Below are 22,105 nucleotides of genomic sequence, written 5' to 3' on the forward strand. Positions count from 1 at the left end.
ACCCGTGGTGACCCCGAAAGGACGAACACCATGCAGGAATTCAGTATGAGCGGCGCAGAATTGGAAAAGGTCCATGTCGAAATTGCCAAATTGATGGCTGAGACCAAAAAGCTCAACGCCGAAGCGGGCAAGATGACTCGCGAAACGTTCTGGTACCCAGTCGCGGTCGCCACCGGCCTGATCGGTACAGTGGCCACCGTCACCACGCTGCTAATCAAATTCGTCTAACCTGACAGGCCCTGCAAACGCGGGGCCTTCTTACCTTGAGCCCACATGAAAACCATAGAGCAGTACAGTCCGCCCTCCGCGGACGCATTGGCGCGCCTGAAAATCAACCTCGGCTATACCCGCCAGCAAATGGCCGAACTGGTAGGGCTGGCTCAGGGTGGGCAATGGGGCAAGTACACGGGTGGCGCGAGCTGAAGGGCAAATGCGGCAGAAAAAGCCAATGTTCCCATATTGGTCCCATATCGCCCTTTTCCAGACACCAAAAACCACAAACCCCCGACTTTCTCTAGGAAAATCAGGGGTTTGTGTTTACAGAATATGGCGGTGAAGGAGAGATTCGAACTCTCGATACAGTTTCCTGTATACACACTTTCCAGGCGTGCTCCTTAAGCCACTCGGACACTTCACCGTGTCTCGGCAAACTGTTCAGTCTGTCGAGGCGCGCTAATGTAGTCGAAAGCCTTTCCGATGGCAAAGGTTTTTTTCAGAATTTTCATGCGGTTAAGGCCGGTCGGGCATTTCGGACGCGGCGAGGCAGGGCAAACCGGCCAAACTCCGGCTTCGGCTATGGGTGGCCCCAAGGGGCAAGCGCTGGCTGTTAGGCGCTTTGCGAGATTTGGGGCGGAGCGGCGCTGACTGGTGAGTCAGTCACGGCGCTTTACCTGGCCTGCGGCGGTGGGTAACGTCTGCTTCACTTCTCTTACAAGGAATAGCGTCATGAGCGACCTGATTGCCTACCATCTCGAAGACGGTATCGCGACCCTGACCTTGAACAATGGCAAGGTCAATGCCATTTCGCCTGATGTGATCGTCGCATTCAACGCTGCGCTGGACCAGGCAGTGTCTGATCGCGCGGTGGTAATCATTACCGGGCAACCGGGGATTCTGTCGGGCGGTTACGATTTGAAGGTGATGACCGCCGGCCCCAAGGAGGCAGTCAATCTGGTCGCGTCCGGTTCGACTCTGGCCCGTCGTTTGTTGTCGCACCCCTTCCCCGTCGTTGTCGCCTGCCCTGGGCATGCGGTGGCCAAGGGTGCGTTCTTGCTGCTGTCGGCGGACTACCGCATTGGTGTGGAGGGGCCGTTTACCATCGGGCTGAACGAGGTGCAGATCGGCATGACCATGCACCACGCCGGTATCGAGCTGGCCCGTGATCGCTTACGCAAGTCTGCGTTCCACCGCTCGGTGATCAATGGCGAGATGTTCAATCCGCAGAGCGCCGTGGATGCCGGTTTCCTCGACAAGGTGGTCGCGGCTGACGAGTTGCAAGCTGCGGCACTGGAGGCAGCGCGTCAGTTGAAGAAGATCAACATGACCGCCCACAAGAACACCAAGCTCAAGGTTCGCAAGGCGTTGCTGGATGCATTGGACAGCGCGATATTGCTGGATCAGGAATACACGGGCTGAACGTTGGCTAAAGGCAACATCGCTCACCTGGAAAAACAACGTACCCGTGGCGAGGGAGCTTGCTCCCGCTGGACTGCGTAGCAGGCCCATTTTCATGAGCGCTTCGCACTCAAGCGGGAGCAAGCTCCCTCGCCACGGGACTGGTGAAGTTTCCCATGTAAGTTACTGAGGAATCGGTAACCGCTCTATTCCGCTTCTTACTCATCGTTTAGAAACATACGCTTAAACAACGTCTATCTACTCCCTCTACAGGCGCAATTGCCGAAAACAGTGCACATCCGTACACTGCGCCACCTTTTGTCCCGATGGGGCCTGTTGATGTTGTTTGCACTGCGTATGTGTTTGATGGGCCTGCATTTTATTTTGGCGGGTGTGCTGGGCGTGATCCTGGGTCTGTGCCGGCCGTTCAATCCTGACAACAGTCGTATATGCGCGAGGTTGTACGCGCTGCCTGCGATGTGGTTTCTACGCCTGCGGGTCAAGGCACAGGTCGACACGCTGGTCAACAAGACTCATGGCTGCGTGATCATCGCCAATCATCAGTCCAACTACGATCTTTTCGTGTTCGGCAACGTGGTGCCGCGTCGTACCGTGTGCATTGGCAAGAAGAGCCTGAAGTGGGTGCCGTTGTTCGGCCAACTGTTCTGGCTGGCGGGCAACGTGTTGATTGATCGCGGCAATGCAATCAAGGCGCGCAAATCGATGCTGACCACCACCCATACGTTGCAGCATGAAAACACGTCCATCTGGGTGTTCCCGGAAGGGACGCGCAACTTGGGCGAAGACCTGTTGCCCTTCAAGAAAGGCGCGTTCCAGATGGCGATTGCCGCCGGGGTGCCGATTATCCCGGTATGCGTCAGCACTTATATCAAGCATATGCGCCTGGATCGCTGGCACGCCGGTGACATTCTCATTCGTTCGCTGCCAGCCATTCCTACCGCTGGCCTGAGCATGGATGACATGCCCCGCCTCATCGCCCAATGCCGCGAACAGATGCGTGAATGCATCGAGACGATGGACCGGCAACTGCGCGTCGCGTAAACCAAAAACCCGCCTTCACGGCGGGTTTTCTTTTGCACCGAACTCGGCGCATTTTGCTGACTCTCAAAGACCATGGCGCGCTAAGCTGCACGTTGCCTGCCACTGCCAATTTCCAAGAAGAAGCGAACCATCACCATGGGTAGAGTCGTTGCTGCTGCGGTTTACAGCGCCGGTAAAAAAGTCACCAATATCACCCTCGACGAAGGCAGCGCCTGGGCTGCAAAACCAGGACATTTTGTCTGGATCGGCCTCGAAGAGCCCAGCGCGCTGGAACTGACCAACCTGCAACGCCAGTTCAACCTGCATGAGCTGGCAATTGAAGACGCCATGGAGAAACATAGCCGTCCCAAGCTGGAGACGTTTGGCGATGCGCTGTTCATCGTCACCTATTCGCCGGTACGCGAGAACGGCAAGCTGCAATTCATCGAGACCCATATCTTCGCCGGCAAGGGCTATATCATCACCGCTCGCAACGGCCACTCGGCGTCCTACGCACATGTCCGGCAGCGCTGTGAGGCGCGTCCCATCTTGCTGGAGCATGGGGAGGATTTTGTCCTCTACGCCATCCTCGATTTCGTCATCGAGAACTACCAGCCCGTCGGCGAAGCCATCCACACCGAGATCGATGAACTGGAGCGCAACGTCCTGTGCAGCGCCTTGAACGAGCGCGATATCCAGAACCTGCACAGTCTGCGCCGCGACGTGCTACGCCTGCGTCGTTATGCGGCACCTATGGTGGAAATCAGCGAAGAGCTGCAGCGCCTGGACTTTCCGTTCATCGACAAGAACATGACTCCGTATTTCCGCGATGTACAGATTCATGTCGCCCGGCAGATGGAAGACCTAGCAACACTGGCGGACATTGCCAGCCAGACCATCGAGATCGGCGTATTGCTGGAGGCCTCGCGCCAGAGTGTGGTGCAACGCAAGTTCGCAGCGTGGGCGGCGATCCTGGCGTTTCCGACCGCGGTGGCGGGGATATATGGGATGAACTTCGAAAACATGCCGGAGTTGACCTGGCACTACGGGTATTTTCTGGTGCTCGGGTTTATCGGGGTGGGATGTACGTCGTTGTGGGCGAGTTTCAAGCGATCGGGATGGTTGTAGGGATTTGCTAGTGGGATTTGCGTGGCCGTCTTCGCGAGCAGGCTCGCTCCCACATTTGATCTGCTGATCAAATGTGGGATGCCCGGACAATCAGCCTTGGGCGGCTTCAGCTTGGGGTTTGTGGGCGACGAAACGCATCATCCACTCCGCTACCGTCGTGCCGTGATGCTCCTGTTCAAGGCTCGCCACGCCCTGGCTGTAGATCTGCTCGCCGAGGTGTTGCTGGCGAATTTCCAGCAGGGCCCGGGAATAATCATGGATGAATTCCGGGTGGCCCTGGAAGCACAAGACCTGATCATTGATGTGATAGGCCGCGAATGGGCAGAAATCGCTTGAGGCGATGACCGTGGCATTTTCCGGCAGCTCGGTAACCTGGTCCTGATGACTGATCAACAAAGTCAGTTCCTCCATCACCGGGCTCATCCAGGGCGCCTTTGCCGCGAGTTTGTAACGATGGGTGCCAACCCCCCATCCCTGGCTGGCGCGCTCGGTCTTGCCGCCCAGCAGCAAGGCCAGCAACTGATGACCAAAGCAGACGCCCAGCAGTTTGTCGCCACGCTGGTAGCGGTCCATCAGATAGGTCTTGAGGGTCTGGATCCAGGGGTCGCTGCCAAAGGAGTCGGCCTTGCTGCCGGTCACCAGGTAGGCGTCGAATTGCTCGCCATCGCTGGGGTATTGCCCCTCCACCACGTTGTATACGACAAACTCGGCCGCAATGGGCTGTTGCGAAAACAGGCGCTGGAACATCTGCCCGTAACCCTGATATTGCTCGACCAGTTCCGGACGCAGGATATCGGTTTCCAGAATGCAGATGCGTAACGACATAAAAAATACCTGACACGATGATGGGAATATTGCACACCCCAGAGCCTGCCTTGAAACACCGCTCCAAGGCAAGCCCCCTCCCCGTCAGAACGTCGCCCGGCTGGCGGCTTTTTCCAGCAACAGGGCCGGCGGTGAGAAACGTTCGCCATATTGCTCGGTAAGGTACTGGGCACGAGCGATAAATGCCGGCAAACCGTACTGGTTGATGAACTGCAACGCCCCACCTGTCCAGGCCGCGAAACCGATGCCGAATACCGAGCCGACATTGGCATCCGGCGTCGAAGTGACGACGCCTTCTTCTACGCAGCGAACAGTTTCCAAGGCCTGGATGAACAGCAGGCGATCGCGGATATCCTGCGCGGGGATTTGCCCATCGGCTTTCTCGAAACGGCTCTTGAGCTCCGGCCAGAGATGCTTCTGCCCTTGGGCTGGATAGTCATAAAAACCGGCTCCGGCCGCTTTGCCTGGTCGTTTGTACTCATCAAGCAGCAGGTCGATCACGGCGAATGCAGGATGCTCTGTCGGCGCTTTCCCTTCTGCGTGCAGGTCTTTGGCGGTTTGAGCGCGGATATGGCTCATCAAACCGAGGGAAACCTCGTCAGAAACAGCCAGGGGCCCGACCGGCATCCCGGCTTTGCGCGCTTCGGTTTCGATCATCGGCGCACTCACGCCCTCGCCGAGCATCGCAATGCCTTCGTTGATGAAGGTACCAAACACCCGCGAAGTGAAAAAACCACGGCTGTCTTTGACCACGATGGGCGTCTTGTCGATCTGCCGGGCAAAATCGAAAGCCCGGGCCAGGGTTTCATCACTGGTCCCGGCCCCCTTGATGATTTCCACCAGCGGCATTTTTTCCACCGGACTGAAGAAGTGCAGTCCGATGAATCTGCTCGCGTCCGGCACCGCCTCGGCCAGGCCGGTGATGGGCAGGGTCGAGGTGTTGGAAGCGATCACCGCCTCAGGCCCCGCTGCCGCCTGGGCTGCTGACGACACCTGGGCTTTCAGGGAACGGTCTTCGAAGACGGCCTCGATGATCAGGTCGCAACCGGCCAGCTCGGCATCGTTGTCGGTAGGGTGAATCCGCGCCAGCGTGGCGTCGCGTTGTTCCTCGGTGAGTTGGCCGCGCGCGACTTTTTTGTCCAGCAACGCCGCCGAGCGTGCCTTGCCCTTCTGTGCGGCGGCCAGGTCGATGTCCTTGAGCACCACGTCGATGCCGGCCACGGCGCTGACGCAGGCGATACCGGCGCCCATCATGCCCGCACCGAGCACGCCGACTTTTTTTGTCAGATAAGGCGCAACACCCTGTGGGCGGGATTTGCCGGCCTTGATTTCGTTGAGTTGAAACCAGAAGGTGCCGATCAGGTTCTTCGCCACTTGTCCCGTGGCGAGCTCGGTGAAATAGCGCGTCTCGATCAGATGCGCCGCGTCAAACCCCACCTGCGCGCCCTCTACTGCAGCGCAGAGAATCTTTTCCGGGGCCGGCAGGCAGCCCTGGGTCTTGTTGCGCAGGATCGAAGGCGCGATCGCCAGCATCTGGGCGACCTTCGGGTCGGACGGGGTCCCGCCTGGAAGCCGATACCCCTTCACATCCCAAGGTTGGATCGCATCCGGATGGGCGAGAATCCAGGCTCGGGACTTGGCCAGCAGCTCGTCGCGATCCGCCGCCAGCTCGTCGATCAAGCCGGCCTGCAACGCCTGCTGCGGGCCAAGTCGCTTGCCCTCGAGCAGATACGGCAAAGCCTTTTCCAAACCCAGCACCCGCACCATCCGCACCACACCGCCACCGCCCGGCAGCAAGCCGAGGGTGACCTCCGGCAAGCCGATCTGCACCGATGGATGGTCCAGCGCTACGCGATGATGACACGCCAGGCAGATTTCCCAGCCGCCGCCCAAGGCCGCACCATTGATCGCCGCGACGACGGGTACACCGAGGGTTTCGAGGGCGCGCAGTTGCGCTTTCAGCCCCAGGACCATCTGATAGAACGCCTGGGCCTCGGATGGGTCGATCCTGACCAGCTCGTTCAAGTCGCCACCGGCAAAAAAGGTTTTCTTGGCCGAGGTGATGATCACCCCGGCGATTGAATCTTTTTCGGCCAACAGACGCGCCACGCAGGCGGCCATCGCCTCGCGATAGATCGCGTTCATGGTATTGCTGCTCTGGCCCGGCATGTCCAGGGTCAGGAGAACGATCCGGTCCTGGCCGGTTTCGTAACGAATGGCTTCGGTCATGAAAAGTGTTCCTTGGTGTCGAGGGCTCAGAGGCGTTCGATGATAGTGGCGATGCCCATTCCGCCGCCGACACACAGCGTCGCCAGGCCGTAACGCAGGCGACGCGCCTCCAGCTCATCGAGCAAAGTGCCAAGAATTGCGCACCCGGTGGCACCGAGTGGGTGCCCCATGGCGATAGAACCTCCGTTGACATTAACCTTTGCGGGATCGATGGCCATGTCCTTGATGAATTTGAGCACCACCGAGGCGAAGGCTTCGTTGACCTCGAACAGATCGATGTCTTCCACCCGCAACCCGGCTTTCGCCAAGGCCTTGCGGGTGGCCGGGGCCGGGCCAGTGAGCATGATGGTCGGCTCGGTGCTGGTGACCGCAATGGCGACGATTCGCGCCCGGGGCTCCAGGCCCAACTCGCGGCCCTTTGCCTCGGTGCCGACAAGCATCAGCGCCGCGCCGTCGACGATGCCCGAGCTGTTGCCCGGGGTGTGCACATGGTTGATTCGTTCGACATGGCTGTAGACACGCAACGCCGTCGCGTCGAAGCCCATCTGGCCCATCGCCTCGAAACTCGGCCGAAGCTTGCCCAGCCCTTCAAGGGTCGAGTCGCCACGGATGAATTCGTCGTGGTCCAGCAGCACGATGCCATTCTGGTCCCGCACCGCCACCAGTGAATTCGCGAACGATCCGTCGTCCCGAGCCCGAGCGGCCTTGCGCTGGGATTGCAGCGCGAAGGTATCGACATCTTCGCGATTGAAACCTTCCAGGGTAGCGATCAGGTCCGCGCCAATGCCCTGGGGGACAAAATGCCCCTGCAGGTTCGATTGTGGGTCCAGCGCCCACGCGCCTCCATCGCTGCCCATCGGTACCCGTGACATCGACTCCACGCCGCCGGCCACCACCAGGTCCTCGAAGCCGGAGCGCACTTTCATCGCCGCCAGGTTCACCGCCTCAAGGCCCGAGGCGCAGAAACGGTTGAGTTGCACGCCCGCCACGCTGACGTCCCAGCCTGCCACCAGGGCCGCCGTCTTGGCAATGTCGGCGCCTTGGTCTCCTACCGGAGTCACGCAGCCGAGCACGATGTCATCGACGTGACGGGTGTCCAGGCCCATGCGCTGACGCAACGCGTCGAGCAGGCCGGCGACCAGGTTCACCGGCTTGACGGTGTACAGGGCGCCATCGGCCTTGCCCTTGCCGCGGGGCGTGCGTAATGCATCGAAAATCAAAGCTTGGGTCATGACATCCTCGAACCATCATCGACGAAATGCGAACACCTCCAACCTTAAGCCCAGCGGCGCCGGATTCAATGACCCCAGCGCTCAACGGCATTGACAGCCACGCTCAGACGAACGGTAGCGTGCTATCGGGTTAACCGTTTCAGGTGAGCAAGCTGTCTAGCAAGAGGGCCGGCAAGTAGCTGGCAATAGGCCTCATGCCTGTTTAATAGCTATCAGCTTGAAACTCATATGAATTGGATCTAAGCCAACGCGCCTGCGGCCCCTAATGTAAACCCTGTACAAGAGAGTCGTCGGGTTTTGCCGAGGCGCTTGTCAGCCAGTTTCAAACAGGAAGTGCAACGCCAGCCGCCACGGAGCTACGCAGGCTGGCCTCAGGAAATAACAAAAAAGGCGGGTCAGCCATGTTCAAACACTCGAAAGTTCGTCAAGCCGGACTCATCCTCTTTGCCACTACGCTGCTGTTGATTTTGCCGAACATTACTAAGGTCATCGGCTGAATCCGGCGCGTGGTGCCATCGCCAGCAAATGCACGAGGGTCGTTGTTCAAGCGACGGTGGCTGTGCCACCCTTTGCGCTTCCCTCTCGACATGGAAGGCGATTCATTGAAAGCTCTCATTGCGATCGGGGCGCTGCTGCTCAGCACGCCTCTATTTGCCGCGCAACTCGTACTTGAACTGGGCACGCAGGCACGCACCTGGCAAACCGAGGAACTGCTCAAGCATCCTGAAGCTCGGACGGTCCGGATCAATGACGATGTTTCCTACAAGAAACCCATGAGCTATCGCGCCGTCCCCCTCACGGCGTTGTTGACCGGCGTCCAGCCGGATGACCATTTGCAGGCCGTGGCGCTGGATGGCTTTGCCGCCGAAATGTCCGCTGCACCGTTGCTCAACCAGAGTGGCGCCCGTGCGTGGCTGGCGATCGAAGACCCAGCAGCCCCCTGGCCCTCACTGGGCGAGGGCAAGCGCAGTGCCGGGCCCTTTTACTTGGTCTGGACCGATCCCCAGGCGGGACATATCAGCCCCGAACAGTGGCCCTACGCGCTGGCGAGCATCAAGCGCCTGTCCGCGGTGGCCGAGCGTTTCCCTGCCCTGCTGCCCGCCCCGGGCCTGGCCAGGGACAATCCGATCAATCAGGGTTTTGCGCTGTTCCAGAAAAATTGCCTGGCCTGCCACCGCCTCAACGGTGCAGGCGATGCCCAGTTCGGCCCGGACCTGAACATTCCCTTCAATCCAACCGAGTACTTCTCGGGGGATTTTCTCAAGCGTTACATACGGGATCCGCAGAGCCTGCGGCGCTGGCCTCAAGGGAAGATGCCGGGGTTCTCGGCGGCGGTGCTGCCGGATGCGGAGCTTGATCTGCTGGTGGGATATTTGAAGCATATGGCGGGACGCAAGCAGCCGTAGATGCTTGATTGCCACAAGAGCGCTACATGAAAACGGCCGACACAAAGGTCAGCCGTTGCTGTGCTGCAAAGAGTAAGTATCAGGCCTGCAGGCGACGGATCTCCTGCTTGACGCCCCACCCTTCAATGATGCCACCCAGTGGCTCCACCACCGCCTCGAAATTCAGTTCGAAGTCGCCGATATCGTCATAAGTGGCGTACATCACCCGGCTCAGTTCCAGTGACCAGGCTCCATCTTCCCGAGCGCTGATCTGCGCATTCAACGATTCTCCTCGAAAATGACCTGCCGCCCTGCGCGCCCGTTCCTCGTCGGGAAAAATGGCGTAGAACTCGATGGGATGGAATTGGGAGAAATCGAAACCGCCTTCTTTCATGCGGCGCAACACGCTGGTGCTGACATCTTCTTGATAGGCTGTGCTCATGAAACGTCCTCCTCAGAACCGATGGATAGACTTTCCGTCTTCCCGTGCATGCAACCAGCGGTTACAAGCGATACGGCATCAAATGACCGTCGGGACACAAGCATGTAGCTGACAAGACCGGACCTTCGCGATCCTTTCGCTGATCTCGATTGCAGAGTAGCGTCAAGTCAGTGCGACTGCCAAGCGGGACCAGACAATGAATTTCATGGAACCGGTTTAATGCTGGTGATTTCAATGCTGTTCTGGGTTTTCAGGCTCTTGACCGTGGGGTCGTCGGTGCGGCCCTCCAGGTCGTTGAGGTCCAGCTCTTTCGAGAGAGGTACCAGCTTTTCCCGAATCAGTTGTGCCGCTTGTTCCATCGTGGGCTCCTGGGCGTAATCAAACTGCTCGGCGATCGTTTCGCCGTGATCGTCAACGAAGGTGATTTCCCACTTTTGCATCAATGTCTCCTTGATCGATGGAATGGCCGGGCTTACCTCTATCTCGACATTGGCGGCGAAACAATCGTTCCGCTGAGTTCGTTGACGGCACATACGAAAAAACCGCCTCAAGGGCGGTTTTTCTCGGAGTGACCAAGACTATTTTTCGGCGCGTTCTTTCAACGCTTTCAGGGTATTGAACGGCGCATCCACCACGAACTTGTTAGCCAGCCAGGACGGAACATCGCCCCCCGGCTCGGTATGGACCTGGTAAATCACTTCGACCTGATCCGCGCCCTTGGGAGTGAATTTCCAGAAACCTTCGACTTGTGCCACTCGCACGAAACCTTTTTCTTCAGGTGCGTAAGCGGGTACGCCCTTGAGGTTGCGGGTCAGGCTGCCATCCGCGCCTTCGACGGTAGTGACTTCCAGCACTGAGTCACGGGGCGTGACCGGCCATGGCGTGTTGAATTGAGTGTAGGTCCAGCTCTCGCCGCCCTCGTGCTTGAGCAGCTTCTGGCTCTTGCATTCATGAATCCAGGCACAGGCACCCGATACGTCTTCCTGCAAGGCGCGCAACTTCGCCATGGTGGTCTTCATGACGGTCACGCCTTGGTAGGCCTTGTACTTGGAACCGCTGACTTCACTGAGTGAAACCTTGATGCCTTCCTTTTCCTTGGCAACCTGCCAATCCTCAGCCTGGGCGGTAGCCGTCGCCAGCAACACGGTCAAACCACACAACACAGCCATACGATGCAGCGAACCCATAATTGTTTTCCTTGTTTTCGAAGTTCCGATCTTGACGCATTACGCTGCCGTGACTTGCTCCCACCAACCGATCAAGCGAATGGCTTCTTCGCTGCTATCGCCACAGACCTCGATGTCAGCCTTAAACGCCGAGCACACCGCAGGGCGATCGGCCCGGCCGAATATCTGGCACAGATTGTCGGCCGACAACTGCACGCAACGCTCGCCCGCCGGCTTGCCTTGAGGCATCCCTGGGATGGGTGAGCTGATGGAGGGGGCGATGCAGCAGGCGCCACAGCCCTCGCGGCATTTCATGACGAAAACGTCCTCGCGGCAGGTAATGGTTGATAACAGGACAGAGAGTAACGGCTAAAACGAACGTTTCAAATTACTGGATGAGTGTTTTTTCGTTCATGACGCGATGACCGAGCAGTCAGCGACGAGTTGCAGGCGCAACGAATACCTACTGCTTGAATTCGAACTCCAGCGCTGCGCCTTCCACTTCGTTGCGCTCCTGATTGCGCAACGGCAGCTGCATTTCGTTGCTCAGCAAACGTCCGTTGAGTTGGAACGGCCCAGGCTTATCGCCGAACATGGGCGGCAACAACGGCTCACGCTTGGGCAGCGGCACAGTTCCCGGGGGCTTCAGCTCCTCGACCATTTCGTTGGGCAAGCTCAAGTCGAGCTTCGCCGGTGGCAGTCGGGTCTTGGCAATTTCGCGGGCGGATTTGCTTTTGGAGGCGACAGGCGCACGTTTTTTTCTGGTATTCGCGGCTTTCTTCGCGGGGGCTTTTTTCACCGCTGCGGGTGCCTTGCCAGGATTCTTCGTAGCGCTGGCCGCGGGTTTTTCCTGTGCCGCAGCCGCCACGACGCCTCCTGAATGGAAGGCAGTCAACAGGCCAAGCAAAACCCAGACGGCAGGGACAATGGCTTTCATTGGACTCGATGGCAGTTACGACACAAGCCCCATGCTCGCCTGTTAATCGAGCGCTGACAAGCATGTCCATCCAAGCGCTTGAATTTAAAGGAGCCCGCTCGCGGTCTCCTGGCACAGCTGGGTGGCCAACAGCCCCAGCGTCATCAGGGCCCGCTCTGCCTCGCGGTTCCAGGGCGTGCCGCAGTTCAGGCGAATGCAGTGGTTGAACTGCTCGGTGTTACTGAAGATCAGCCCGGGGGCGATGCTTATGCCCTGCTGCAGCGCCCGCACGTGCAACTCCTGGGTATTGACCCGTCCCGGCAGGCTGACCCAAAGGATGAAGCCCCCGGTAGGACGGCTCATTTGCGTGCCTTCAGGAAAATATTGCTGCACAGCCAGTTGAAAGGCGCTGAGGTTCTTGCGGTACTCCTGGCGTATGTAGCGCAGGTGCCGGTCATAGCCGCCGTTTTCCAGGTACGCCGCGATGCCCATCTGCGTGACGCTGCACGCCGAATGAGTGCTGAACGTTTGCAGGCGCTGGATCTCTTGCTGGAACTTGCCGGCGATCATCCAGCCGATGCGCACACCCGGCGACAAGGTCTTGGAAAAACTCGAGCAGTAGATCACCCGATCCAGGCGGTCGTACGCCTTGAGTGCCTTGGTACGCCCCTGCTCGAACATCAGTTCGCCGTAAATGTCGTCCTCGACAATCTGAATGTCGAAATCCGACGCCAGGCGCAGCAGCTGCTTTTGCCGCTCCTCAGGCATCGTGCCGCCGAGGGGATTGCTCAGGCGCGTGGTCAGGACCAACGCCTTGATCGACCACTGGTTGGCCGCCAGCTGCAAGGCTTCAAGGCTCATGCCGGTGACAGGATCGCTGGGGATCTCGATCACCTTGAGCCCCAACAGGTCCGCCAGCTGCAGCAAACCGTAATAGGTCGGCGACTCGGCGGCGATCAGATCCCCCGGCCGGGTCAGCACGCGCAGCGACATTTGCAACGCATCGACGCAGCCATGGGTAATCACCACTTCGGAGGGGTCGACCACGACTCCGGCATCACGCATGCGAATCGCCACCTGGCGTCGCAACGGCTCGAAGCCGGGGCTGAACATGTAGCTGAAGGCCCGCGGACTGTGAAACCGTGTGACCTTGGCCAACTGCTGGTGCAACGCCCGCACTGGCAGATAATCGACGCTCGGTACCGCCGCGCCCAGCGGGAAGACCCCTTCACGGCGCGACTCGACCAACACCTGCTGGATAATGCTGCTGCGCGTCACCAGGCCGGGGCGCTCGACCCGGGCGATGTCCGGCGTCGGCGCGGTCAGGGCCGGCGTCTGGTGCACGTAGTAACCCGACTGCGGCCGCGCCCGGATCAACCCTTGGTCTTCCAGGTTGGCATAGGCCTGCAACACAGTGGCATGGCTGACGTTGAGCTGCGAACTCATCTTGCGCACCGAAGGCACGCGTTCGCCGGGCTGATATACACCGCGCCGGATATCTTCAGCCAGTTGTTGAGCAATACGTTGGTAGAGCAGGAGGTTGGTCATGACGCAGCACTCGATTTCACGGGCATTTTATTCTTGTGGGAAATATTACCGGAACAGTTTAGAAGTGTACTGGGACAGTTGCCAGATTACTTGACAGCACAGTGCAGTGACACCCCCAAACTGTACCCTTTTCTCTACGATCTCCAGGCGCAAAAAAACCCGGCGCCTTGGCAGGGGCCGGGTTTTCCAGTGACGCAACCCTCAGCGGGCGGCGCCTAGCTGGCCTTTCTCGTCGGAAAAGACGATTTCCACACGACGGTTCTGGGCCCGGCCACGCTCGGAAGCGTTGACGTCCACCGGGTATTGATCGCCGTAGCCTTCGACCTGAATGCGTTTTTCATCGATTCCCAGGTCCACCAGCACGTCCGCAACCGCCTGCGCGCGATCACGGGACAGCTTGAGGTTCTCCTGCTTGCCGCCGGTGCTGTCGGTATAGCCCTCGATACGCACCACGCGCTTGGGATTGAGCTGCAGGAACTGCACGATCTTGAGTACCACGCGGTTGGCCGAGTTCTTCAGTTCCGCTTCGCCGGTGTCGAACAGCACGTCACCCAGGGTCATCACCAAGCCGCGATCAGTCTGGGTGGTGGCCATCGCCATGATCTGTTCTTCCAGCCACTTGCCTTGCTGCTGGACGCTCAGCAACTTGGATTCGCGCAAGGCCAATTGCAGGCGCTGGCGTTCCAGCTCAAGCTTCGCCGCGCGCTCTTCGTTGAGTAACTGATTGCTGTGTTCCCGCGCGATCTCGCTGTAGCGCTGGCTCAGGTAAGCGTAATGCTGGACATCCTCGCCGCTGCCCCAATAGCTGGACAGGCGATCGGCCCGGGCCAGGGATTCGCCGGCGCGGATGACATCCTTGGGCGCGGCGCGCAGGACATTGGCGTCTTCCTTGACCTTCTGGAAGCTGGCGCTGGCCTGTTCCAGCGCCGCTTCGCTACGCTGGCCGGCGCAGCCATACAAACTGGCGAGGCCCGCGAGGACCAGGCTGCCACATACATGGGACGGCTTCATTGGGCATCATCCCTCAACTGTTTGCGCAAGCGCTTGATTCGAGTATCGAGCACGTTCAACTGCTCCTGGCGCTTGAGACTGAGCACCTTCGCTTCGGCCAGGCGCGCGTCCAGCTCGGCCTGCTCGGCGCGCATGCGTGCCTTCTTGTAGGATTCGTCGGCCATGTTGCTCTTGGCGCGGACGAATTTTTCTTCGGCGAGTTTAAGTTCAGGCACGTCATCCGCGGTGGCGCCCACCGCATGGGCCTGCTCGATGGCCTGTTCAGTCAGGCGCAGCTGTTCATTCGGCGCCGGATCGGCTGCACAACCCGCCAGAGCCAGAACGGCCAGGGCAGCGAAAAGAGGTCGAATAGTCACTAATGTTCCCTACTGTTTTGGGGCACTGACAGGTGGCTGCAACTGTGTTCTCCAACGCTCCAGATTGCGCTGCAACACAGCCTCCGTCAGGCCGGACGCGGCCAATTCTGTCATCTTTTGCGCCAGCTGTCCGCGCAACCATGGGTCGTTGCAGGCGGAGTTATGGGAAACCGCGAGGAACAATCCCGGTTTATCCACCGGTTGCGGTACCGCCTGCAGATCGTTGGCCATCCCCAATGTCTGCGCCATCGCCATGCCCGAGTAGCGTCCTGCCAAGACATATTCCACTTCACCCAGCAGCAATTTCTGAAAGGCCTGGGTCAGGTTGGGCGTCCGGGTCAGGGTTAGGTTCTGCTCGGCAAAGACGCTGAATCCCTGGGTCATTCGGGCCTTCTCCGACAAGGCTCCGGGATGTCCGTGAAGGTCCTCGGGCCGGGTGATGAGCAACGTCGAATCCTTGCGGGTCCAGACCAGGTAGTCATTTTCCAGCAAGGCCGGATGCACGTAATCGAGGCTTTCCAGCCCGTTCGTGGTCAGCGGAGCATCGGTGAGCAGGTCCATGCGCCCGCTGCGCACCTCGTCCAATGCCTGGGCACGCTTGCCGGCGTAGAGCAGCTCGATCTTGATCCCCAGCGCCTGCGCCACCTGCTCCAGCAGTTCGGCGCCAGCGCCGATCAGGTGCTTGGGGTCCTGGGGGTCTTGCCAAAGATAAGGCGGCGCATCGGGGCTGCCAGTGGCGACCAGACGCTCACATTTGCCAGCGGCGACAGACAGGCCTGGCATGCAAGCCAATGTCCACAACAACGACCAACCGGCCAAACGGCGAAGATCCATGGCGCTACGCTCCCCGGAAGCAGAAATAAAAAAACCCGGCCAAAGGCCGGGCTCTTTATAAGTGAAGACGCCGGATTAGACCAGCTTCTCCAGCTCGGGGATGGCTTCGAACAGGTCAGCCACCAGGCCATAATCGGCCACCTGGAAGATCGGCGCTTCTTCGTCCTTGTTGATCGCAACGATCACCTTGGAGTCTTTCATGCCGGCCAGGTGCTGGATCGCGCCGGAGATACCGACGGCGATGTACAGCTGTGGCGCAACGATCTTGCCGGTCTGGCCGACCTGCATGTCGTTGGGCACAAAACCTGCGTCGACCGCGGCGCGGGAAGCGCCGACGGCAGCGCCCAGCTTGTCGGCCAGGGCGTACAGGTGCTTGAAGTTGTCACCGTTCTGCATGCCGCGACCGCCGGAAACGACGATCTTGGCAGCGGTCAGTTCAGGACGGTCGGACTTGGCCAGTTCTTCGTTGACGAAGCTGGAGATGCCGGCGTTATGAGCAGCGCCTACCGCTTCAACGGCAGCCGAGCCACCTTCGGCGGCAACCGGGTCGAAACCGGTGGCGCGCACGGTGATGACCTTGATCGCAGCGGTCGATTGTACGGTGGCGATGGCGTTGCCGGCGTAGATCGGGCGCTTGAAAGTATCGGCGCTTTCCACCGAGATGATTTCGGAGATCTGGTCGACGTCCAGTGCGGCAGCCACGCGCGGCAGGATGTTCTTGCCGTTGGAGGTAGCGGCAGCCAGGATGTGGCTGTAGCCCTTGCCCAGCTCGGCAACCAGCGGAGCAACGTTTTCCGGCAGCTGATGTGCGTAGGCGGCGTTGTCGGCCGACAGTACTTTTGCCACGCCGGCAATTTTAGCAGCAGCTTCGGCAACGGCACTCGCGCCCTGCCCGGCCACCAGCACGTGCACATCGCCACCGATTTTGGCCGCGGCAGCAACGGTGTTCAGCGTGGCCGGAGCCAGCGCCTTGTTATCGTGTTCGGCGATTACCAAGATAGTCATAGTCAGATTACCTTCGCTTCGTTTTTCAGTTTCTCGACCAGTTCAGCCACCGACTTGACCTTGATGCCCGCGCTGCGTGCAGCCGGCGCTTCGACCTTCAGGGTCTTGTTGGTGGAGGCGGTGGAAACGCCCAAAGCATCCGGAGTCAGCACTTCAAGCGGCTTCTTCTTGGCTTTCATGATGTTTGGCAGGGACGCATAACGCGGCTCGTTCAAACGCAGGTCGGTGGTGACAATGGCCGGCAGTTTCAGGGAAACCGTCTGCGCGCCGCCGTCGATCTCGCGGGTCACAGCAACGCTGTCGCCGGACACTTCGACTTTCGAAGCGAAGGTGCCCTGGCCGTAGCCGCTCAACGCAGCAAGCATCTGGCCGGTCTGGTTGTTGTCGCTGTCGATGGCCTGTTTGCCGAGGATCACCAGCTGAGGCTGTTCCTTGTCGACAACGGCTTTCAACAGTTTGGCAACGGCCAGGGAAGTCAGCTCTTCGGCGGATTCGACGAGGATGGCGCGATCGGCACCCAGCGCCAGCGCAGTACGCAGTTGCTCCTGGGCGGTGGTCGGGCCGATGGAGACGACAACGATCTCGGTTGCCACGCCTTTCTCTTTCAGGCGTACGGCTTCTTCCACGGCGATTTCGCAGAAGGGGTTCATCGACATCTTGACGTTGGCGAGGTCGACGCCGGAGTTGTCCGCCTTGACGCGAACCTTGACGTTATAGTCGACCACTCGTTTGACAGCTACAAGAACCTTCATGGATTCCTCGTTACTCTCCGGTGAAAAGAAAGTCGCCTGGGCGAACCTGGCGGTTGATGATCATGGGCGCAAGGGCACCTCTAAAAACGCCGGCATGAACCACACATGACCTTGCTCACGGGAGTGAAGACCATTCGTCAGTGATGACCGATGAGTCATTCATTATCGCGGCGTGTAAACTGCGCGTCCGAACCGCGCACCTCGTCACTTTGTGCTGCCTTCGCCCTGTCTTTAGAGGTGCTCTTGAAACCAACAGTCAGCCTACGGCGAGCGCAAAACCGCCCGTATCTTGACCGGAACGCCTATTCCGGTCAATACGGCAAAATGGTCGGTCATAAGCCGTACGTCAGTGATTTATCTGGGCTGCGGCAATTTCAAACGAACGTTTGTATTGGACCCCAAGAGTGGTGTAGATATAATGCGCCGCTCAGAGAGAGAAGCGCGGGTCATCCATTGTCGCTTTCGTCGCTCGGCGAAGGAAATAACGGATGCAACGCCAAACCTCCAATTAGAAAAAACTGTTGAGCCTTGAGTAGGAGATAGCCTGTGGAACGCGAATACATGGAATTCGACGTGGTCATCGTCGGTGCCGGCCCCGCTGGCCTGTCTGCCGCTTGCCGACTGAAACAGAAGGCCGCCGAAGCCGGTAAGGAAATCAGCGTCTGCGTGGTCGAAAAAGGCTCCGAAGTCGGTGCGCACATTCTCTCCGGCGCGGTGTTCGAACCGCGTGCTCTGAACGAACTGTTCCCGGACTGGAAAGAACTCGGCGCGCCGTTGAACACGCCGGTCGTGCGCGATGACATTTATGTCCTGCGAAACGCCGAGGCGGCGAGCAAAATCCCCGACTTCTTTGTGCCCAAGACCATGCACAACGAAGGCAACTATATTATTTCCCTGGGCAACCTGTGCCGCTGGCTGGCCCAGCAGGCCGAGAACCTGGGCGTGGAAATCTACCCTGGCTTCGCCGCCCAGGAAGCGCTGTTCGATGAAAACGGCGTGGTTCGCGGCATCATCACCGGCGACCTGGGTGTCGACCGTGAAGGCAACCCGAAGGAAGGCCTCTACACCCCAGGCATGGAACTGCGTGGCAAGTACACGCTGTTCGCCGAAGGCTGCCGTGGTCACATCGGCAAGCAACTGATCAAGCGCTTCAACCTGGACAGCGAGGCCGACACCCAGCACTACGGCATCGGTCTGAAAGAGATCTGGGAAATCGACCCGGCCAAGCATCAGCCTGGCCTGGTGGTGCACACCGCCGGTTGGCCGCTGGACATCATGGGCACCGAAAACACCGGCGGCTCGTTCCTTTATCACCTGGAAAACAATCAGGTGGTGGTCGGTCTGATCGTCGATCTTTCCTACAGCAACACCTTTCTGTCGCCGTTCGACGAGTTCCAGCGCCTCAAGCATCACCCGGTGCTCAAGCAGTATCTGGAAGGTGGCAAGCGCGTCAGTTACGGTGCTCGCGCCATCGCCAAGGGCGGCCTGAATTCGTTGCCGAAAATGATCTTCAAGGGCGGCGCGCTGATCGGTTGCGACCTCGGTACGTTGAACTTCGCCAAGATCAAGGGCAGCCACACCGCAATGAAGTCGGGCATGCTCGCCGCCGAAGCAGTGGCTGATCGCCTGTTCGCCGAGTCCGAAGGCGGTGACGAACTGACCGCCTATGTCGATGGCTTCAAGAGCAGCTGGTTGTACGAAGAACTGTTCGCCAGTCGCAACTTCGGCGCAGCGATCCACAAGTACGGCGCGATCGTCGGCGGCGGCTTCAACTGGCTCGACCAGAACATCTTCGGCGGCAAGATTCCGTTCACCCTGCGCGATACCAAGCCGGATTATGCGTGCCTGAAACTGGCGGCCGATTGCAAGAAGATCGACTACCCGAAACCGGACGGCAAGATCAGCTTCGACAAGCTCAGTTCGGTGTTCATCTCCGGTACCAACCATGAAGAAGAACAGCCTTGCCACCTGAAGCTGACCGACCCGAGCATCCCGATCGGCAAGAACCTGCCACTGTATGACGAACCGGCCCAGCGCTACTGCCCGGCCGGCGTGTACGAAGTGATCACCAAGGAAGACGGTGAGAAGCGCTTCCAGATCAATGCCCAGAACTGCGTTCACTGCAAGACCTGCGACATCAAGGACCCTGCACAGAACATCACCTGGGTCACGCCGGAAGGCGCCGGCGGACCGACCTACCCGAACATGTAAGCCGATCCGCTGAACATCAAGGCTCCCGAATGGGGGCCTTTTTGTTGCCTACCACAAAAAACCCCAACACCATGAGTGACGGGCGTCAGACCTTGGCGCCCAGCTCCGCCGACAGCCGCGCGGTGACGCCTTTGACCAGGGGAATCAGCTCGGCCATCTTTTCCAGCGGCATGTACGGCACGGTGCTGGCGATGCTGATACCGGCGACGATACGCTTGCCGGCGTCGCGGATCGGTGCCGCCACGCAACGAATCGACGGTTCGTTGTCTTCGAGGTCGAAGGCATAGCCGCCTGCTACGTATTCCACCATTCGTTGCTGGAACTGCTCCCAGGATTGCTCCTGATGCTGGGGCCAGAACTGATTCTTCCCACCCGCTGGAAGGCTGATCTCGTACAGCCTTTTCCATTGCTCCTGGGAGTCATCGAGCATCAGTGCCTTGCCGATCCCGGTGCGCGCGAGCGGCATGCGGTGGCCCACCCGTGAGCGCATTTCCGGTCCGTTGCGGCCCGGATTTTTCAACAGGTACAGGACCTCGTCGCCCTCGCGAATCGCCAGGTGGACGGTGTCTCCGGTGAGCGCCGACAGCTCGTCCAGGTACGGCCCCGCCAGGCTCACCAACGGCAGTTCTTCCCGCGCCTGGAAACCCAGCTCGATCAGCTTCGGCCCCAGCAGATAGCCCACTTGCGGCACCACGCGCAGATAACGCTCGTCCACCAGGCAACTGGCGAGGCGATGGGTGGTGCTGCGGGTGGTGCCGATCAGCCGGGCGATTTCCTTCAAGTCACGGGCGCCGCTGGCGACCGCCTGGACCACGCCCAGGCCACGCAGCAATGTCTGGGTGCCTGTAGGCGCGGCGTCCTTGGTGATTTTTGGATCGTCTTGCTGCATATCCGGCCTTTCACAATGAGCGGGGGAACGGGCGGCATTATGGTCGCCCGCCCCTCGGGACTACAACTCGATGCGCTCCACTTTCCCGACCAGCAGGATGTAGGAGAGCGCGCCAATCAACGCCAGAACGGCGATGTAGGTGATGGCCGGGGCAAACGAATCGCCGCTGGCGAGAAAACCAATGACGATCGGCGTGGCGATGGCCGCCAGGTTGCCGATGAAATTGAACACCCCACCCGTCAACCCCAACAGCCGTGCCGGCGCCAGAGTCGATACCAGCGACCAGGTGATCGACGCCAGGCCGTTGCCGAAAAAGGCCAGGGCCAGGAATGCAATCACCAGCGGCGTCGACTCGACGAAATTGGCGCCGATGATTGCCGTGGAAATCAACAGACCACCGATAATCGGCAGCTTGCGCGCGAACCCCACTGTGGCGCCGCGACGGATCAGCCAGTCGGAAAAGAACCCGGAACACAACACGCCGACAAACGCCGCGAGGAACGGCAGCGACGCCAGCAAGCCGGACTTGATGAAGTCCATGCCGCGATATTTCACCAGGTAGGTCGGAAACCACGTCAGGAAGAACCACAGCGTGGAGTTGAGGCAGAACTGGCCCAGGTAAATCCCCCAGAGCTTGCGCTGGGTCAGGACGATGCCGAGATCGGTCCAGCTGAATTTCGCCTTGGCCTTGGCCGTCTCGGCCTGGATATCCACCAGCCCGCCGCCTTCGCGGATCAGTTCGATTTCAGCGGCGTTGGCGCCTTTGAAATCCCGCGGCTCGCGATACACCGCGTACCAGATCACCGCCCAGAGAATGCCGACGGCACCGGTCACGACGAACACCATGTGCCAGCCGAAGGCATGCTGCAGCCAGGCCAGGACCGGCGTCAGGAATGCCAGGCCGACAAATTGCCCGGACGTATAAAAACCGATTGCCGTGGCCCGTTCACGCTCGGGAAACCAAGTGGTGACCACGCGGCTGTTGATCGGATAAGCCGGCGCTTCCAGGGCGCCGACGGCCATGCGCAGGACAAACAGCGCGATGAAGCTAGCAGCGAAACCGAGCATCACCGTGGCCACCGACCAGAGCAGCAGCGCCACGCTGTAGAGAATGCGTGGCGGCACGCGGTCCACCAGCCAGCCACCGGGAATCTGCATGGCGGCGTAGGTCCAGCCGAACGCCGAGAAAATCAGCCCGACATGGATCGGATCGATCCCCAGTTCGCTGGTCAGTGCGGGGGCGGCAATCGAGAGGTTGCTGCGGTCCAGGTAATTGATCACCACGGTGATGAACAGCAGGACCATGATGAAAAAACGCTTGCGGCTGGGCGTCACCAACGACGCCTGCGCGCTAAGGGTGTGCGCTTGCATGTGAGGTGCCTCTTTTTATGTTTATTGAGGAAACGGGCGCATCGAAGAGATCTCCCTGCTTGCGAAGATCCAATTGTGGGAGCGAGCTTGCTCGCGATGACGGTGTGTCAGTTGGCGCATCTGTGACTGATGCATTGCCATCGCGAGCAA

Annotated in this window: 23 protein-coding genes and 1 tRNA gene; 7 read left to right on the forward strand and 17 right to left on the reverse strand. The window is 59.6% G+C overall.

What is annotated here, in order from left to right; all coding sequences use genetic code 11:
- Positions 1-45: 45 nt before the first annotated feature.
- Both J3P94_RS19625 and J3P94_RS19630 read left to right on the forward strand, forming a co-directional pair.
- The gene (locus tag J3P94_RS19625) at positions 46-228 is read left to right on the forward strand and encodes a hypothetical protein (RefSeq protein WP_407684018.1); all 183 of its coding nucleotides are present in this window, start codon (positions 46-48) and stop codon (positions 226-228) included.
- Between the two features lie 45 nt (positions 229-273).
- Positions 274-423, forward strand: coding sequence for a hypothetical protein (locus J3P94_RS19630; RefSeq protein ID WP_434569320.1), 150 nt, complete (start codon positions 274-276; stop codon positions 421-423).
- 124 nt (positions 424-547) lie between these two features.
- On the opposite strand, the gene J3P94_RS19635 is transcribed toward J3P94_RS19630, so the two are convergent.
- Positions 548-637, reverse strand: a tRNA-Ser gene (locus tag J3P94_RS19635).
- A 308-nt stretch (positions 638-945) separates the two neighbouring features.
- Here J3P94_RS19635 and J3P94_RS19640 point away from each other — a divergent pair.
- The 3 genes from J3P94_RS19640 to J3P94_RS19650 all read left to right on the forward strand — a co-directional run bounded on the left by J3P94_RS19640 (position 946) and on the right by J3P94_RS19650 (position 3,783).
- On the forward strand, positions 946-1,635 hold the full coding sequence (locus J3P94_RS19640) for a crotonase/enoyl-CoA hydratase family protein (protein ID WP_434569321.1): 690 nt from the start codon (positions 946-948) through the stop codon (positions 1,633-1,635).
- A 318-nt stretch (positions 1,636-1,953) separates the two neighbouring features.
- Complete coding sequence (locus tag J3P94_RS19645) at positions 1,954-2,676, forward strand: 1-acylglycerol-3-phosphate O-acyltransferase (RefSeq protein WP_434569322.1); 723 nt, start codon at positions 1,954-1,956, stop codon at positions 2,674-2,676.
- Positions 2,677-2,811: 135 nt separating this feature from the next.
- Positions 2,812-3,783, forward strand: a complete 972-nt coding sequence (locus tag J3P94_RS19650; protein WP_434569323.1) for a magnesium and cobalt transport protein CorA — start codon at positions 2,812-2,814, stop codon at positions 3,781-3,783.
- Positions 3,784-3,873: 90 nt separating this feature from the next.
- On the opposite strand, the gene J3P94_RS19655 is transcribed toward J3P94_RS19650, so the two are convergent.
- From J3P94_RS19655 to J3P94_RS19665, 3 genes are all read right to left on the reverse strand, one after another.
- Positions 3,874-4,608, reverse strand: a complete 735-nt coding sequence (locus tag J3P94_RS19655) for an amidotransferase (protein WP_434569324.1) — start codon at positions 4,606-4,608, stop codon at positions 3,874-3,876.
- A gap of 84 nt (positions 4,609-4,692) precedes the next feature.
- A complete protein-coding gene (locus J3P94_RS19660; RefSeq protein WP_434569325.1) occupies positions 4,693-6,837 on the reverse strand; it encodes a 3-hydroxyacyl-CoA dehydrogenase NAD-binding domain-containing protein in 2,145 nt (714 codons plus the stop codon).
- A 26-nt stretch (positions 6,838-6,863) separates the two neighbouring features.
- On the reverse strand, positions 6,864-8,069 hold the full coding sequence (locus J3P94_RS19665) for an acetyl-CoA C-acetyltransferase (RefSeq protein ID WP_434569326.1): 1,206 nt from the start codon (positions 8,067-8,069) through the stop codon (positions 6,864-6,866).
- Positions 8,070-8,656: 587 nt separating this feature from the next.
- Between J3P94_RS19665 and J3P94_RS19670 the strand changes: the two genes are divergently transcribed.
- Positions 8,657-9,475, forward strand: a complete 819-nt coding sequence (locus J3P94_RS19670) for a c-type cytochrome (RefSeq protein ID WP_434574254.1) — start codon at positions 8,657-8,659, stop codon at positions 9,473-9,475.
- A gap of 79 nt (positions 9,476-9,554) precedes the next feature.
- On the opposite strand, the gene J3P94_RS19675 is transcribed toward J3P94_RS19670, so the two are convergent.
- The 11 genes from J3P94_RS19675 to J3P94_RS19725 all read right to left on the reverse strand — a co-directional run bounded on the left by J3P94_RS19675 (position 9,555) and on the right by J3P94_RS19725 (position 17,484).
- Entirely contained in the window at positions 9,555-9,896 is a 342-nt protein-coding gene (locus tag J3P94_RS19675; RefSeq protein WP_434569327.1) for a ribonuclease E inhibitor RraB, read from the reverse strand.
- Between the two features lie 203 nt (positions 9,897-10,099).
- The gene (locus J3P94_RS19680) at positions 10,100-10,336 is read right to left on the reverse strand and encodes a hypothetical protein (RefSeq protein ID WP_434569328.1); all 237 of its coding nucleotides are present in this window, start codon (positions 10,334-10,336) and stop codon (positions 10,100-10,102) included.
- Between the two features lie 138 nt (positions 10,337-10,474).
- Positions 10,475-11,083, reverse strand: coding sequence for an START domain-containing protein (locus tag J3P94_RS19685; protein WP_434569329.1), 609 nt, complete (start codon positions 11,081-11,083; stop codon positions 10,475-10,477).
- A 39-nt stretch (positions 11,084-11,122) separates the two neighbouring features.
- Positions 11,123-11,377 (reverse strand): YkgJ family cysteine cluster protein, encoded by a 255-nt coding sequence (locus J3P94_RS19690; RefSeq protein ID WP_434569330.1) that lies wholly within the window; start codon positions 11,375-11,377, stop codon positions 11,123-11,125.
- A gap of 148 nt (positions 11,378-11,525) precedes the next feature.
- Positions 11,526-11,999, reverse strand: a complete 474-nt coding sequence (locus tag J3P94_RS19695) for a translation initiation factor 2 (protein ID WP_434569331.1) — start codon at positions 11,997-11,999, stop codon at positions 11,526-11,528.
- A gap of 84 nt (positions 12,000-12,083) precedes the next feature.
- On the reverse strand, positions 12,084-13,526 hold the full coding sequence (locus tag J3P94_RS19700; protein WP_305496026.1) for a PLP-dependent aminotransferase family protein: 1,443 nt from the start codon (positions 13,524-13,526) through the stop codon (positions 12,084-12,086).
- A 201-nt stretch (positions 13,527-13,727) separates the two neighbouring features.
- Complete coding sequence (locus tag J3P94_RS19705; protein WP_434569332.1) at positions 13,728-14,537, reverse strand: OmpA family protein; 810 nt, start codon at positions 14,535-14,537, stop codon at positions 13,728-13,730.
- Positions 14,534-14,893, reverse strand: a complete 360-nt coding sequence (locus J3P94_RS19710) for a DUF4398 domain-containing protein (RefSeq protein ID WP_434569333.1) — start codon at positions 14,891-14,893, stop codon at positions 14,534-14,536. Before J3P94_RS19710 ends, J3P94_RS19705 begins: the two co-directional genes overlap by 4 nt.
- A 9-nt stretch (positions 14,894-14,902) precedes the next feature.
- On the reverse strand, positions 14,903-15,727 hold the full coding sequence (locus tag J3P94_RS19715) for a substrate-binding periplasmic protein (RefSeq protein ID WP_434569334.1): 825 nt from the start codon (positions 15,725-15,727) through the stop codon (positions 14,903-14,905).
- A 75-nt stretch (positions 15,728-15,802) separates the two neighbouring features.
- Positions 15,803-16,732, reverse strand: coding sequence for an electron transfer flavoprotein subunit alpha/FixB family protein (locus tag J3P94_RS19720; protein ID WP_434569335.1), 930 nt, complete (start codon positions 16,730-16,732; stop codon positions 15,803-15,805).
- A 2-nt stretch (positions 16,733-16,734) separates the two neighbouring features.
- Positions 16,735-17,484, reverse strand: a complete 750-nt coding sequence (locus J3P94_RS19725; RefSeq protein WP_024776877.1) for an electron transfer flavoprotein subunit beta/FixA family protein — start codon at positions 17,482-17,484, stop codon at positions 16,735-16,737.
- Between the two features lie 546 nt (positions 17,485-18,030).
- Between J3P94_RS19725 and J3P94_RS19730 the strand changes: the two genes are divergently transcribed.
- On the forward strand, positions 18,031-19,695 hold the full coding sequence (locus tag J3P94_RS19730; protein WP_434569336.1) for an electron transfer flavoprotein-ubiquinone oxidoreductase: 1,665 nt from the start codon (positions 18,031-18,033) through the stop codon (positions 19,693-19,695).
- Positions 19,696-19,780: 85 nt separating this feature from the next.
- Here the strand turns inward: J3P94_RS19730 and J3P94_RS19735 are convergent, their stop codons facing one another.
- Complete coding sequence (locus tag J3P94_RS19735; protein WP_013693986.1) at positions 19,781-20,584, reverse strand: IclR family transcriptional regulator; 804 nt, start codon at positions 20,582-20,584, stop codon at positions 19,781-19,783.
- Positions 20,585-20,644: 60 nt separating this feature from the next.
- Positions 20,645-21,955: an MFS transporter gene (locus tag J3P94_RS19740; RefSeq protein WP_305496032.1), complete on the reverse strand. Its 1,311-nt coding sequence runs from the start codon at positions 21,953-21,955 to the stop codon at positions 20,645-20,647.
- Between the last annotated feature and the right edge of the window lie 150 nt (positions 21,956-22,105).

Origin of the sequence: Pseudomonas sp. Z3-8, assembly GCF_051131975.1 — a bacterium.
GTDB lineage: Bacteria > Pseudomonadota > Gammaproteobacteria > Pseudomonadales > Pseudomonadaceae > Aquipseudomonas.